General features: G+C 58.4%; 12 protein-coding genes. 5 read left to right on the forward strand and 7 right to left on the reverse strand.

The features are described 5' to 3' along the window. Positions 1-1,641, forward strand: coding sequence for a family 1 glycosylhydrolase (locus EB231_RS29265; RefSeq protein ID WP_172351867.1), 1,641 nt, complete (start codon positions 1-3; stop codon positions 1,639-1,641). A gap of 254 nt (positions 1,642-1,895) precedes the next feature. On the opposite strand, the gene EB231_RS29270 is transcribed toward EB231_RS29265, so the two are convergent. Continuing rightward, complete coding sequence (locus EB231_RS29270; protein ID WP_172351868.1) at positions 1,896-2,615, reverse strand: Crp/Fnr family transcriptional regulator; 720 nt, start codon at positions 2,613-2,615, stop codon at positions 1,896-1,898. 82 nt (positions 2,616-2,697) lie between these two features. On the opposite strand from EB231_RS29270, the gene EB231_RS29275 reads away from it, so the two are divergent. Beyond that, positions 2,698-3,042 carry a DUF6894 family protein gene (locus EB231_RS29275; protein ID WP_246740756.1) on the forward strand — a complete coding sequence of 115 codons (345 nt, stop codon included), beginning with the start codon at positions 2,698-2,700 and terminating at the stop codon, positions 3,040-3,042. A gap of 230 nt (positions 3,043-3,272) precedes the next feature. Here the strand turns inward: EB231_RS29275 and EB231_RS29280 are convergent, their stop codons facing one another. Next, positions 3,273-3,425 carry a DUF1365 family protein gene (locus EB231_RS29280; protein WP_246741038.1) on the reverse strand — a complete coding sequence of 51 codons (153 nt, stop codon included), beginning with the start codon at positions 3,423-3,425 and terminating at the stop codon, positions 3,273-3,275. A 147-nt stretch (positions 3,426-3,572) separates the two neighbouring features. Between EB231_RS29280 and EB231_RS29285 the strand changes: the two genes are divergently transcribed. After that, positions 3,573-4,538, forward strand: a complete 966-nt coding sequence (locus EB231_RS29285; RefSeq protein ID WP_172351869.1) for an IS481 family transposase — start codon at positions 3,573-3,575, stop codon at positions 4,536-4,538. Positions 4,539-5,210: 672 nt separating this feature from the next. Here the strand turns inward: EB231_RS29285 and EB231_RS29290 are convergent. From EB231_RS29290 to EB231_RS29305, 4 genes are all read right to left on the reverse strand, one after another. Further along, the gene (locus tag EB231_RS29290) at positions 5,211-5,954 is read right to left on the reverse strand and encodes an amino acid ABC transporter ATP-binding protein (protein WP_281411405.1); all 744 of its coding nucleotides are present in this window, start codon (positions 5,952-5,954) and stop codon (positions 5,211-5,213) included. Between the two features lie 9 nt (positions 5,955-5,963). Further along, positions 5,964-7,097, reverse strand: a complete 1,134-nt coding sequence (locus EB231_RS29295) for an amino acid ABC transporter permease (RefSeq protein WP_246740757.1) — start codon at positions 7,095-7,097, stop codon at positions 5,964-5,966. Between the two features lie 21 nt (positions 7,098-7,118). Continuing rightward, on the reverse strand, positions 7,119-7,964 hold the full coding sequence (locus EB231_RS29300) for an ABC transporter substrate-binding protein (protein ID WP_172351870.1): 846 nt from the start codon (positions 7,962-7,964) through the stop codon (positions 7,119-7,121). A 387-nt stretch (positions 7,965-8,351) separates the two neighbouring features. Continuing rightward, positions 8,352-8,960: an FMN-binding negative transcriptional regulator gene (locus tag EB231_RS29305; protein WP_172351871.1), complete on the reverse strand. Its 609-nt coding sequence runs from the start codon at positions 8,958-8,960 to the stop codon at positions 8,352-8,354. Between the two features lie 504 nt (positions 8,961-9,464). Between EB231_RS29305 and EB231_RS29310 the strand changes: the two genes are divergently transcribed. Together EB231_RS29310 and EB231_RS29315 are read left to right on the forward strand one after the other, a co-directional pair. Then, on the forward strand, positions 9,465-11,063 hold the full coding sequence (locus EB231_RS29310) for a class I adenylate-forming enzyme family protein (RefSeq protein ID WP_172351872.1): 1,599 nt from the start codon (positions 9,465-9,467) through the stop codon (positions 11,061-11,063). Positions 11,064-11,067: 4 nt separating this feature from the next. After that, positions 11,068-12,039, forward strand: coding sequence for an alpha/beta hydrolase (locus EB231_RS29315; RefSeq protein WP_172351873.1), 972 nt, complete (start codon positions 11,068-11,070; stop codon positions 12,037-12,039). A 40-nt stretch (positions 12,040-12,079) separates the two neighbouring features. Here EB231_RS29315 and EB231_RS29320 read toward each other — a convergent pair whose 3' ends face one another. Further along, positions 12,080-13,132 carry a RidA family protein gene (locus EB231_RS29320; RefSeq protein ID WP_172351874.1) on the reverse strand — a complete coding sequence of 351 codons (1,053 nt, stop codon included), beginning with the start codon at positions 13,130-13,132 and terminating at the stop codon, positions 12,080-12,082. Between the last annotated feature and the right edge of the window lie 21 nt (positions 13,133-13,153).

A 13,153-nucleotide genomic window follows, 5' to 3' on the forward strand; every position in this document is an offset into this window, starting at 1 on the left:
ATGGTGGAAGTTTGGGGAGGCATTGAATGCAGCGTGGTTCGAGTCGGTGGCGTGATCCGCGATCAACTCGCCGAAACCGGGCATTCAAAGCGTATCGGGGATTTGAATCTTGTCGCGTCCCTCGGCATCAAAACGCTTCGATATCCTGCGTTGTGGGAGCACGTCGAGGCGGTGGAAGGCAGCGATGACTGGAGCTGGCTCGACCAGCGGCTTCAACAGATGCACCAGCTCGGCATCGCTCCAATAGCTGCCCTTGTCCATCACGGCAGTGGGCCGTGCTGGACGTCCATTCTCGCTCCGGATTTTGCCGAACGGCTAGCCGCGTTTGCCGGTCGGCTCGCAAGTCGATACCCGTGGATAAAGACTTTCACGCCAATCAACGAACCAATGACAACCGCCCGTCTCAGCGGCCTCTATGGCTTCTGGCACCCACACCGGACGGACGAGTCAACTTGCCTGCGGCTTCTGGTAGCCCAGTGCCGTGCGATAGCGATGACAATGTCGGCCATCCGCAAGATCATCCCCGACGCGCGCCTCCTGCAGACCGAGGATGTCGGAAAGATTTTTGCCACACCAGAGCTAGCATATCAGGCTGAATACGAGAACGGCCGGCGATGGCTATCGCTGGATCTGCTTTGTGGGCATGTCGGTCAGTATCATCCGTTCCATCAACGCCTCCTCGACGCTGGTGTCGATCCAGCCCACTTGGCAGAGTTGGAGGGCACGCCCTGCACGCCGGACCTGATCGGCGTTGATTACTACCTCACCAGCGATCGGTTCCTAGACCACCGGGTCGATAGGCACCCTCGAGAACCGGTCGGCGGCAACGGCATCGTTCCCTATGTCGACATCGCTGCTTTCCGTACCGACGCGCCAGCCTGCGAACTGGGGTTTGCCTCGCGCCTGCGCGAGGTGTGGCGCCGCTATTCTCTACCGGTGGTTATCGGAGAAGTGCACAACGCCTGCACCCGCGAGGAACAGCTTCGCTGGTTCATGGAGGGATGGGAAGCTGCTACCGACTGCGCGGCTGAGGGCATTGACGTACGGGCTGTGACGGCTTGGTCAATGTTCGGCGCCATGGACTGGAATTCCATGATGATGCGCCAGGATGGATACTACGAATGCGGAGTATTCGACGCGAGGGCGGATCTTCCGCGCCGCACAATTATGGCCGATGCCATTTCGACCTTGGTCAACAAGCAATCGTTCTGCCATCCCGTGCTTGCACAGACCGGCTGGTGGCGCGCGCCGCGCAACAGGTTGGGAAAATCGCCCACGATCCAGCTCAGAGGGTTTGACCGGCGGCTATCGATCCTGGGAGAATGTTGCAGCCGCCGGCGACTTTCAGCGAGGGCGGCGCCCCAGCAGGCAGGATCTCCGGATGCGTGGGTTGAGCTAAGCGTGGGGGGCTCGGGACGCGGCTCGCAAGCTGTCTTGTTTGGAAGATATTGCCGGAGCAAGATGTTTTCGCTGGCGGTGTCTGATAGTGTGGACTGGGTTGCCGCCTGCAACGCATTTCTCGACTTGGTAGTCGACGGCCTTACAGGGTCCTATGAGCTGGTTTCCGCACATCGGGACAACCAGTATCGAATCGCCGAACGCCCGATCTCCCTTGCCGCGACCATGTCGCTTCAGCGCTGATATAGCACTGGTCTTCAACTGATCCTATTGGCCGACTTGCATAACACGCGGACGCAGCGGATCGCCCGCTCCACCGCCGTTCCTCGGAAGTTCGTGCTGCAGAATTCCTTGGGTGCAGGCCGTAGCGGGTCATCTCGGACGTTTTTTTCCGCTTGCGCCGACGGGATGAATGCGGCGCCCAGCAAGAGCGATCGATTCAACCTATATCAATGGCTGCAACGTGTGATGTTTCGTTGGTAAGTTACCTGAGCTCGTCAGCGCGGATCTCGCACCATACTGAGGTACGTCGGATCAAATTCCGCGATCTCTTGCAGGCGCTCCCAATCGATGATTGTCAACAACTGATCAGCCCAAGTAATCGCGTCAAGCTTACGAAGTTCGCCTACGATTCGGTTCATATGGACTACCGACAGTCCCAGCACGTCGGCAAGTTCTGCCTGCGTTATGGGTAGACGGAAACTCCGGCCGGCTGTGCGATTTACCACATTCAATCGGACATAAAGTTCGCAAATCAGATGGGCTAGATGGGAAATTTTCGATCGACGCCCCATAGCAACGATCCATTCCCGGTGTATCGCCCCATCCACTAGCGTATCCAACCAGAGAAGGCGCGTAAGGTGAGGCGCCGTCTCTGTAAGTCTTCGCAGTCGATTATGATCGGCAAAGAGCACGCGACAAGCCGACAAGGCGATAATGCCGTGGTCCATTGTCTTCAGCAGGAAAGCGTGAAGGTCGACGAAGTCTCCCGGCACTTGAAGCGACGTGAATTGGCGACCGCCGTCCTCCAGCACTTTGTATCGCGCAGCCAGTCCCTCGACCAGCAGGGTGCTGTAGGTTGGACGGGAGCCCGCAGACACCAAATCCTGACCGATGGCGAAATCACGTCCGATTGATATCGTCTGCGTTAGCAAAGCCCGTTCGGACTCTGAGAGAGCATCATGTTGTTCCAGCTGCAAAAAGAGCGATTCAAGCATTACGTGACCCGAAGTGTATAGGCGTACAATAGCTGACTGCCTTGCCGGATTAGCGAGAAGAGCTGGCAGTCCCTACCTCAAAATGAGCTCGCCGCCACAATCTGGTGTATTTTCCACACAAACGCCAGCAGTGAAGGAACCACGATTCATCGAGCGGATTTATGATGTGGCATCCCGCGGTGATTTCCCGATGAACCGATATTTTTTCGATGTCTACAACAGTGACGGCCAGGTTCTCGATGATGACGGCCAGTTTTTCGAATCGCGGGATCGGGCCCGCGCCGAGGCGCTGCGAATCCTGCATGACATAGCTCGAGATGAGATGCCTGACCGCGACCTTGTCAAGCTCACTGTGAAGGTCAGGAGTGACGGAGGCGCACAGATGTTCGAAGCGTCGCTGATCTTGACGTCAGGCTGGAGCGCATAGACATCATCGCCGAGCTTCGGCCACGACTGGTCGCCAGCAGGCGTGTAGCGCCGCCACCGATGGAGCACCACCGCCACTTCAAGACCGGATATGCCAGTTTGGTGATCAACTATCGCGCATCGTTGCTCACGCTAATCTTCAGCCGGACCGACGAATATGCCGAACCATAGAGCGGTTTTTCCGCCTAGCTGCCTAGCTTCAGTACCCAACGACATCGGGCTCGGTCTTTTTTAGGCTATGCACGGCGACGAGGGTGACGGGATGATAAGGCGGAGCGGGGCGCCGCGGGGGCGTAGCCCCTTTGCCCAGAGCCGCAGCGCTTCCCAGTGGATTCCGGCAACCACTTTCAGCGTCAGCAGCGGATACGACAGGAACGCGCGCATGAGCGCGGCATCGGTCACGTCACGTCGCTTTCCGGAGAAACTCCGAGCGCTGGAGTTGGAGAAAACAACGAGGATGTATTCTAGGTGTGTAGTCCCTGAGTGTGATGGTGCATCATCGAACCTGAGTCGTCAGGATGAGGATGCCCTATGGCAAGTGTTCTTCACGGCAGCGCCCGCACGACGCCGCGTCTTCGAGCCGAGCTCCAAGCGTCGCAAGAGAGCACCCGGTCCCTTGCCATCCGATATGGGCTGAACCCGAAGACAGTAGCCAAATGGCGCAAGCGGACCACGACGGCCGATACGCCGATGGGTCCGAAGACACCCAAGAGCACGGTGCTTACGCCGGCGGAGGAAGCCATCGTGGTGGCATTCCGCCAGAAGACGCTGCTGCCGCTGGACGACGTGCTCGGTTGCCTGAGGGATACCATCCCCAACCTCAGCCGTAGCGCATTGCACCGCTGCCTCCAGCGCCATGGCATCTCCCGGCTGCCGGTCGAGGCGATCAAGGATCAGCGTACGAGGTTCAAGACCTACGAGATCGGCTATGTCCATATCGACAGCTGCGAACTGCGCCATGCGGACGGCAAGCTGGTCATGTTCCTGGCGATCGATCGTGTCTCGAAGTTCACCTTTGTCGAGTTCCATGACTGTGCCGGCAAGATGGAAGGCGCGGCCTTCCTCAGGAGCGTGGTCGAAGTCTTCCCTTACCAGATCCACACCGTGCTCACCGACAATGGCATGGCCTTCGCCGACCTGCCCAAGAACCGTCACGGGCCCAGCCGACGCTTCCTCGGTCCGCACATCTTCGACCGGGTCTGCATGGCCAATGGCATCGAGCACCGGCTAACCAAACCCTACCATCCTTGGACAAATGGTCAGGCCGAGCGGATGAACCGCACCATCAAGGACGCCACGGTCAAGATCTACCACTACGACGATCTGGAAAGCCTCAAGGCCCATGTCCTGACCTTCGTCACCGCCTACAACTTCGCCAAGCACCTCAAGGCCCTGAGATGGAAAACACCCTATCAGGTGATCTGCGACGCATGGACAAAGGATCCGTCAATCTTCAAGATCAACCCGCACCATCTCATTGCGGGACCACACACCTAGTCTAGAATGAAATTTCCAATCCTCTAATCCGAGCGATCGCGACATCCTACCGCAGCGGCCCTGTGCCTTCTTATGTGGTGGATCGCAGAAAGCGCGATATAGGTATCGCCATTGTCTGCAGAAGGGACTTTCCGGCGAGGATCATGGCCTCTCCGTTTTTGCGTTCTCTTTCTGGGCCATGTTGTTGGCGGCAATCAGCCGTTTCAGCGCCCGCAAGGTCTCGCCCCGGGGCAGCCGGCTTCCACATGCATACCCACTATCGCCTGGAGGCCGGGCTCTGTTGCTTCTTGGCAGTCCACATCGCGGTCGTCATAGTCGTCCTGCAGCTTCGACGATTGATGATGGTTGCTCTCAGTTTGTGGGGCCTTTGGGCGGTGTCACGGAAGTAGATCCGTCAATAAGATCGAGAAACGAGAGCATCGCCGTCACCATCATGCGCGCACCTTGCTTCGTTCAACGGGAAGGATCGCATCCCTTCCTCGGTCAGCGTATTGACGACCGCGATAATCCTAAGGTCTGCCTGGTTGAAGGACATGATATCTGACGCGTCCTCGTCTGGGCGACCATAGCTGGGAACCCTTGGCGCCGATGGAATGATTTTCTCCTGGCTGGTGGTAGCTACATCCTGCGGGCTAAGATTGTATTATTTCAAACGGGGGCCCCTGCTCGACACTACAGCCGGCCAGCCTCTACAATTCTCTGTAAAAATGCCTGTGTACGCTCCCTCTTCGGAGAACCGAAAATCTGCTCCGGCGGCCCCTCCTCATGAACTTTGCCCTCAGCAAGAAAACAGACCTTGTTCGCCACTTCCCGCGCAAACCCCATCTCGTGCGTCGCCAGCAGCATGGTCATACCGTCTGCAGCAAGATCGCGCACGATGTTGAGCACCTCGGACACAAGCTCCGGATCAAGCGCGGAAGTGATCTCGTCGAGCAGCATGACCATCGGGCCCATCGCCAATGCGCGGACGATGGCAACGCGTTGCTGCTGGCCACCAGACAGGCGGTCGGGATACTCCTTCGCCTTGTGAGCCAACCCGATGCGTTCGAGTAACGAGATGGCGGCAACCTCCGCATCCATGCGACCACGGTTCAGCACCTTCCGAGGCCCGAGCGTGACATTCTCCAGGACGGTCATATGCGGAAAGAGATTATAGCTTTGGAACACAATCCCGACGTCACGGCGCAGACCGTTGACATCGACGCCCGGGCCCGTGACGCGGTCGCCGTGAATGCGGATCTCACCAGATCCAATCGGATCCAGTCCGTTGATGCAGCGAAGCAATGTCGACTTTCCGCAGCCTGATGCGCCGATAAGGCACACCACCTGATGCTCCTCGACTTCGAGGCTCAGCCCGTCAAAAACCTGGAAATCGCCATATCGCTTCGAGATGTCTTTTATTTCGATCATTGGCATGGACAAACCTCAGCCGGCACGTGTTCGACGCTGGTCCTTTTCGATCATGCGATCGACGAAACGCGCCTGGGGGATTGTGATAACCACGAACAGGAAGGCCACCACTGTAACAGGCGAGAGGTTGAAGTGATTACTCGCCACGATCTTTGCCTGATTGAACGCGTCCACCGCCCCGATCACGTTGACCAGGGCAGTGTCCTTCTGCAGGCCAATGAAGTCATTGAGAAGCGGAGGCACGATACGCCGCACCGCCTGCGGGACGACGACGTAGCGCATCGTCTGGGCATAGGACAGGCCGAGGGAACGAGCCGCCGCCACCTGACTCCAATGGATGCTTTCGATGCCGGCGCGATAGACTTCGGCGACATAGGCACCAAAGGTCAGCGTAAGCGCAAGAATGGCATAGGTCTCGACCGACAGGTCTTTCAACAGTGGAAGGTTGCTGAGGGGCAGGCCAAAGCCGATCAGATAGATCGTGATGATCGCAGGCATGCCACGGAAGACGTCTGTGTAGAAAGTCGCTATCGCACGCACCGGCCGCGCGGTCTCGCCGGGGATGAGGCGGGCGATGGCGACGACCAGTCCCCATATCAGCACGAAAACCTCCGCGACCACGAAGATGTAGACGTTCGTCCAGAATGCGCGGAGCACAAGCGGGAACGATTCGAACATCAGTGGGACGAACAGGAAGGTTCGGCTGACTGCCAGGTCGTTGGCGACAAGGAACTGCGCGAAGACCGCTGCGGTGACGACCAGCGCAGCAAACCCGAACGTGTAGTGGGCATAATCCAGCGCCTTTGACGTTGCGATCCGTGCCGCAACGAGATCACCAGCCAAAAACGACAGGCGCGCAGATTTCGCGCGCGCCACGCTCTTGAGCGCGGGCCATAGCAAAAGAACCACGCACGCGCCTGTGACCAGAAGGATGCTTCCGCAGAGAATGCGATCGATTCCGAGGGAAGTCGCAGCGTCGAAGAGATGCCTCAGCGTGGCCCAGGTCGAGCCGACGACGAAGAGCGCGACAATGGCGGCTGCAGTTCCCCACCCGCTCACGTCTCGCGGCGGTGTCGGCCCGCTGAATGTCCGTCTTTCGCTGAGGAGGCTAGAGCGCCTCCCCTCCAGTTGTCGCGGAATTGCCGTCATCATTCTCTCGTCTCTGTTTGCTTACGGCTTCAGGTACGGGACCTTGGTCGGATCGGCGCCCCAGGCCTCGGCCAGATAGGTGGAGGCAAGTTTTGCCAATGTGCCGTCCTTGGCCATCTCATCGATGATCCTGTTCATGCCTTCCTTGTTTGGTGACGCTTTCGGATAGATCGCCCCATAGGACTCGCCGGTCGAGTACTGACCCGCGACTTCGAGCGTCCCATTGGACTTCGACGCCTGACCGAGGATGATCGATGTATCGTTGACGGCGGCATCGATCTGGCCGGCAATCAGCGCGGCATACATACCCGGGTTTTCAGGATAGACCCTGATCTCGGCAGGTTTGATATGATCCGAGACAAAGCTCGCTCCGGTCGTGCCCTGGAGCACGCCGATGCGAAACGTCCTGATGGTTTCCTGATCGACCTTCACGCCCTTCTTCACCAGCACGCCGATGTCGGACGAAAAGTAGGGCACGGAGAAATCGAGGACCTTCTTGCGCTCATCCGTGATGGAGATCGTCGCCATCGAAAGGTCTTTCTGCTTGTTCTGGTTGGCGATGAGTGCCGGGAACGAAGACGAGATCACCTTGACTTTATCGAGCCCGGCACGATGCGCGATGTTTGCGGCGAGACAGAACTCGAAGCCATCCTTGATCTGGTCGACCGTGTCGCCATTCCACCAGGCCGGATTGGGCAGCGCTGTTTCGACTGTGATCTCACCGGGATTGACTGGCTGCAGAGAGACCGATCCCTTCTGGCCCGTCAGCACGCAGCCGGAAATATCGTTGGCCTGAGCGCTGGCAACGCCCGCAGCGGAGAGGGCCAGTGCAACCAGAAGCGTCCGGGACGGCTTTGTGCTCTTCATCAGTTTGATCTCCTTTTGGCTGGTATTCGGAACCAGGTTTTGGCAGGTATTTCTGGAGTATCTGGTCGTCGTCGCCAGTCTCATCGCAAATTTTCAGAGCATGCCGTGACGTGAACCGTCACGGCGCTCTGCCAAGATGACGGAATGCACAACAGATCCAGATTTTCTTGGATGCGACTGTCAGATTACCGGATCGCGACCGGGCGGTCTGATCGCGGAAATCCTTGATGTACTTTATGGATGCCCGGTGAATATCTATCCTCGCGCTACCCAGATGCCCCTTGTTATCTTTGGCGTAGCTGCATTCGTATTAGATTTCGGATGCTAGCCATTCAAGCCGTCCTATGGCCCGTTGATAGGACCAGTCTTGGAGATGCACCCGGAACGTCATCGCGTATCCATAAGACTCGGATTGAACCGCCTCATCCAGCCGGCAAGCGCCTCATCGCCGACACCTTGTACAATGGTCTGCAGCGTGTCAGGCGTCTCGTCCTGACCCAGCTTGAACCGCGCTTGAATGGATCGGATCGGCGCCCGAAAACCGATGACCGCAGCGCGAAGGCTTTGATACCGGGATCCTAGATCGGCGATCGACCATGGTTCCTTCCGCTCGCGCTCCATATGCGCGACAACGCGCTCAAGAGACTCGTCGGTCAGCCTGTCATCCAGCTGCACCTCCGCCACCACGTGCGCGACGGCGAAGTTCCAGGTCGGCGCCCAGTCCTTCTTCCCGGCTGTGCCGGGGGAAATGTAGCCATTGGCGCCTCGAAAGATGAACAATGCCGCGGGGTCCCGGTGCAGTATGCCTGCATGAGGCCCGTTCCGTGGCAGGTGACCGGTCAGACTCACCGGCGTCCCATTCGCGTCCAGATCGAGCAGCATCGGCATTTCGCTGACGATGTAGCCTGGTGAACTCGATACGATGGATGCCAGTGGGTAGGCGTCGATCAGGTCCTCGAGATCGCGGTTCGTCCATATCTCGAATTTTCCTGCCATGTCGAAACTCCAAAGGTGCGAAGACATATGGCACGCAATCAGCGTGCCTGTTCCAGCTGAACCATCCAGCCATCAGCCTATCGGGATTGACTTGTGAGCTGCGCGATCGCTCATCGGGGTTTACCCGGAGGCTCCCGATGCCAGCGCGTCACACCGTCGCCGCCACCCATATCCGTCCGACCTGGTCGGAGGTTAACCTTCCCGGCTCAGCCAGCCTGCTCTTTAGAGAGCGGAGACGCGCAAATATTACAACGTCCGCCGTGGCCACTTTGTATGACCACCCACCCTCGCAAGGGCGACCCGCCGATCGCGTTCTAACGTCCCTGTTGAGGGCCCGAGCCGCGTTCCAGGTGGTCTTACCGGCGGCCCAACCCACGCCTTGCACATGCCCTCTACGGCAAATAGTGGGACTCAGATGAGAACAGGTCCGCCTGCCCGCACTCGTTCTCATCGTGTGGATCATGCTGCGGCGATTTCGAACGGCAGTAACGGAGGAGATTGCACATGGCCCGCAACATGGCGCGAACGCATCATGACGACCTCAATCGCTTCAACGAGCTACAAGGATTGACCATACCCGATCTGCTGCGCGAACGCGCGCGGCAGTATCCTTTCAATCTGGCCCTGTCAGCGCAGAGTTTTCGTGGGCACCGTGATCGGATCACCTTTGCACAGCTCGAAATCCGGATGGAGGCAGTCGCCCAGGGTCTTGCCCGACGAGGCGTAAGAAAGGGCGATCGCGTCGCCCTTTTCCTCTCCAACGACGCGGTGCGAGAATGCATCCTCACAGCTGTCGGCTGCTACCGGCTGGCGGCAATTGTTGCGCCCATGAATGTCCGGGCTTCCGACGAAGAACTCGGCCACGCGCTCGGCCTGGTTCAGCCATCACACATCGTCACGATGCAGTCTGGTGCCGAACGTATTGGAAGACTCTACCCGACGGCACAGCTGATCCTTTTGGAAGGGAAGCAAGGCGAAGACGGCACCTGGCCTGAACCGGAGCGGGAGTTCCGCCAGGGCTTACTGCCAGACGTCGCGGCGTCAGAGGACCCAAGCGTTCTGCTTCTTACATCTGGAACCACTGCACGTTCGAAAGCCGTAACCCATTGTCACCGCAGCCAGCTCTATACGGGTTACGCAATCGGCGGGGCCATAGGGCTCACTGACAGGGATACGTACCAGGGTGCGTGGCCGATCTACACCAGCTCAGTGCTCAATCTTGCCTGCATGGCGGCCTGGGTCAGCGGCGCCGGAGTCGTACTGGAGGGTGCCAGCCTGAACAATGCAGAGCGCCTTCGACTGATCGAGACCGAAGGTACGACTGTCTATCACGGTGTTACAGCACCGCTGCATTTTATGATCGAGGAGTATCCGAACGACGGCTACGACCTGCGTCGCGTTCGCCGGATCGGCTATGGCGGCGCTGCCATGCCACGGGAGATTATCGAGAAGTTCAGCAAGAGACTGCCCTGGGCGGATCAGGTTCACATCTGGGCAATGACGGAAACCGGTCCTGCGGGTTCCTATCTGCCGCCGTGGTTCCTCCCACGAAAGGCGGGTTGCATAGGTATTGCCCAGCCTGGCTGTGCAGTCCAGGTCGTGGATGATCATGGCAAGCCGGTTGCGGACGGCGAGCCTGGAGAGATCGCTTTCGCGGGGCCGTCGGCAGCGTTGGGATATTGGCGCGATCCGGAAGCGACAGACCAGACCTTCGTCGATGGATGGATCCGCACCGGCGACATCGGCATGATCGATGACGAAGGCCACATGCACTTTCTCGATCGCAAGAAGGACATCATCAATCGCGGCGGGCTCAAGATTGCCTCCGCCGCCGTCGAAGACGTGATCTACCGGTTTCCAGGAGTAGCCGAGGCAGCTGTGATCGCAGTGCCTCACCCCGGCCTGGGTGAGGACATCGCCGCCTGCGTCGTCGCGGCACCTGGTACGACGCTCGACTTGGACAAGATCCGCGCCCACTGCGCCAGATATCTGGCTGACTATGAAACCCCGCGCAAATGGCATGTGCTCGATGCGCTGCCGAAGAACCCGATGGGGAAAATCCTCAAACGGGACCTGCGTCAGCAAATAATCGAACGGATGTGAGCAGATGACAGTCGAAATGACCACTACGGACCCGCTTTCGCGCCTCGATCCGGAGATCGCAGAATTCGTGCGCCGGAGCGACGCTGCCGGAGCCGGTTCGCCAGCTCTGGGCGACGTCCCACCAGCGGTGTCGCGCAAGGCGGCCGAACTGGCGCGCGCGCAATGGTATGAGGGCGGTCCGGGAATGGCGGAAATCCTCGATATGGATGTGCCGACCTCCTATGGACCGATTCACATTCGAATCTACAAGCCAAAGGAAATCCGCGGCAGTGGCTGCTTCGTCTACCTTCCAGGTGGCGGGTGGGCCCTGTTCAGCACCATCACGCATGATCGCCTTATGCGCGAATATGCAGCGCGGACGGGGATGATCGTTATTGGCGTCGATTACACGCGCGCGCCGGAGGTGAGGTTTCCGCGCCCCGTCGAAGAAGTCGACGACGTCCTCGGATGGCTGTTCGATCATGCCGGCGAACTGGGCTTCTCGGCGGATCAGGTAGCGCTTGGCGGCGACAGCGCCGGCGGCAATCTTGTAGCAGCCTGCTGTATCTGCAGGCGTGACGAGGGCAGGAAGCTGCCCGCATGCACGGTCTACAACTACGGTTCATTCGATATGGGCGAGTTCAAATCGTCCGTCCTTAAATACGGCGGTGGCGCATATCTCCTGGGAAGCCATGAAATGCTCTGGTTCAAAATGAATTACTTCAACACGGCCGAGGAAATGTTGCATCCATGGGCGAGCCCGCTGCGGGCAGCCAAGACCGGTCTGCCCGCAACTTTCATGGCGATCGCCGAATTCGACCCGCTCTATGATGACAACCTTGCCTGGGCCAAAGCGCTCAGGGACACGGGCGTCGACGTTACGGCCGTGGTCTATCCTGGAACCGTTCATAGTTTTCTAGAGGCCATGTCCATCGCTGAGGTTAGCCGCCGAGCCATCGCCGAGACGTCCGTCTGGCTCTCCGGCATGATAGCGTGACGAAATCCAGGCTCGTTGCGCGACAGCGGCGATACAGACTTCATCCGATCAATTTGACGCTTATAAGCGCATCCGATCTGCAGAAGCTCTTAACGGGCAAACCAGTCGATGCTGGCCCTGGCTTCGAATAGTAGCGGTTTCTGACCGCCATATTGTCATGCAGTTCTTCGGCGGAGCTGCTGGAGACATAGTACGTGGTCGATTTGCGGACTGCTGCAAATCCTAGTCCTGAAGCCTTCAGGACGTGTTCGATTGCTGTCATGATCGCTTCGGTCTGTGCAACCAGCCCTCTGGTGCCCGAATTGTCGCGTCCGTCGATGTAAAAACGATCGTCGCAATGCCGAAAGTTTACCTCGATGGACCCGTCCTCTGTCCCGCGAACGCCCATCGTAACCGAATGATGGCTCACTGGTGCCTTGCAAAATGTGAACTCGGCCATGGCCCAGTACCCATCGAATTCGGTGTTCACGACATCACACCTGCTCCAGCAAAGGCCCGTCAGGATTGCCGCATCGACCAGTGCCAACGCGCTTTCGTCGCCAACAAACCATTGCACGGAAAGCATGTTTTGCGTGGACAGCCCCGCTTCCGTGGCAAGGTAATCCAGCGCCGCCGAAAGTGAACCTCGGTCAACGGACGGGTTCCTGGCGCTCAGATTTGCCCAGAGCAGGGTCCCGGTATCGACGACCTCGAGTTCGATGCCGCTCTTCTGATCGATGATTTTCCTATGTTCCTTGTCCGAAGACGCGCCAAAGACGTCTACCTCGACCAACATGCCGTCGTAGTAGAAATAGGGTATGGCTACGGGTGTGATCAGGACGTTCTTGCCAAATTGCTGTCCGAACAGATTGATCAGAGCTTCGGCGTCACCATCCTTTGTCTTGACGTAGTAGACGACCAGCCGGCCGACATCCGAGACATCGCAGCCCATCTCGGCAATGAAGCGTCTGATAAAGCCGACAACGGCGACTGCCTGTTTGAGCAGATCCCCTGGATCCAATACTTGCCCGATGCTATCGAGTGGGCATTGACCACAGGACCAGAGGAGATCGCCATCCTTCACAAAAAGCGAGTAGGGATGTTCAATTCTCATTTTCCAGACGTCGTCGAACGA

The organism is Mesorhizobium sp. NZP2298 (genome assembly GCF_013170825.1).
Classification (GTDB): domain Bacteria; phylum Pseudomonadota; class Alphaproteobacteria; order Rhizobiales; family Rhizobiaceae; genus Mesorhizobium.

What these genes read in the sequence shown, in the direction of transcription:
- EB231_RS29265 (WP_172351867.1), top strand. Translation starts at nt 1, where the DNA reads ATGGTGGAAGTTTGGGGAGGCATTGAATGCAGCGTGGTTCGAGTCGGT.
- EB231_RS29270 (WP_172351868.1), bottom strand. Translation starts at nt 2,615, where the DNA reads ATGCTTGAATCGCTCTTTTTGCAGCTGGAACAACATGATGCTCTCTCA.
- EB231_RS29275 (WP_246740756.1), top strand. Translation starts at nt 2,698, where the DNA reads ATGAGCTCGCCGCCACAATCTGGTGTATTTTCCACACAAACGCCAGCA.
- EB231_RS29280 (WP_246741038.1), bottom strand. Translation starts at nt 3,425, where the DNA reads ATGCGCGCGTTCCTGTCGTATCCGCTGCTGACGCTGAAAGTGGTTGCC.
- EB231_RS29285 (WP_172351869.1), top strand. Translation starts at nt 3,573, where the DNA reads ATGGCAAGTGTTCTTCACGGCAGCGCCCGCACGACGCCGCGTCTTCGA.
- EB231_RS29290 (WP_281411405.1), bottom strand. Translation starts at nt 5,954, where the DNA reads ATGCCAATGATCGAAATAAAAGACATCTCGAAGCGATATGGCGATTTC.
- EB231_RS29295 (WP_246740757.1), bottom strand. Translation starts at nt 7,097, where the DNA reads ATGACGGCAATTCCGCGACAACTGGAGGGGAGGCGCTCTAGCCTCCTC.
- EB231_RS29300 (WP_172351870.1), bottom strand. Translation starts at nt 7,964, where the DNA reads ATGAAGAGCACAAAGCCGTCCCGGACGCTTCTGGTTGCACTGGCCCTC.
- EB231_RS29305 (WP_172351871.1), bottom strand. Translation starts at nt 8,960, where the DNA reads ATGGCAGGAAAATTCGAGATATGGACGAACCGCGATCTCGAGGACCTG.
- EB231_RS29310 (WP_172351872.1), top strand. Translation starts at nt 9,465, where the DNA reads ATGGCCCGCAACATGGCGCGAACGCATCATGACGACCTCAATCGCTTC.
- EB231_RS29315 (WP_172351873.1), top strand. Translation starts at nt 11,068, where the DNA reads ATGACAGTCGAAATGACCACTACGGACCCGCTTTCGCGCCTCGATCCG.
- EB231_RS29320 (WP_172351874.1), bottom strand. Translation starts at nt 13,132, where the DNA reads ATGAGAATTGAACATCCCTACTCGCTTTTTGTGAAGGATGGCGATCTC.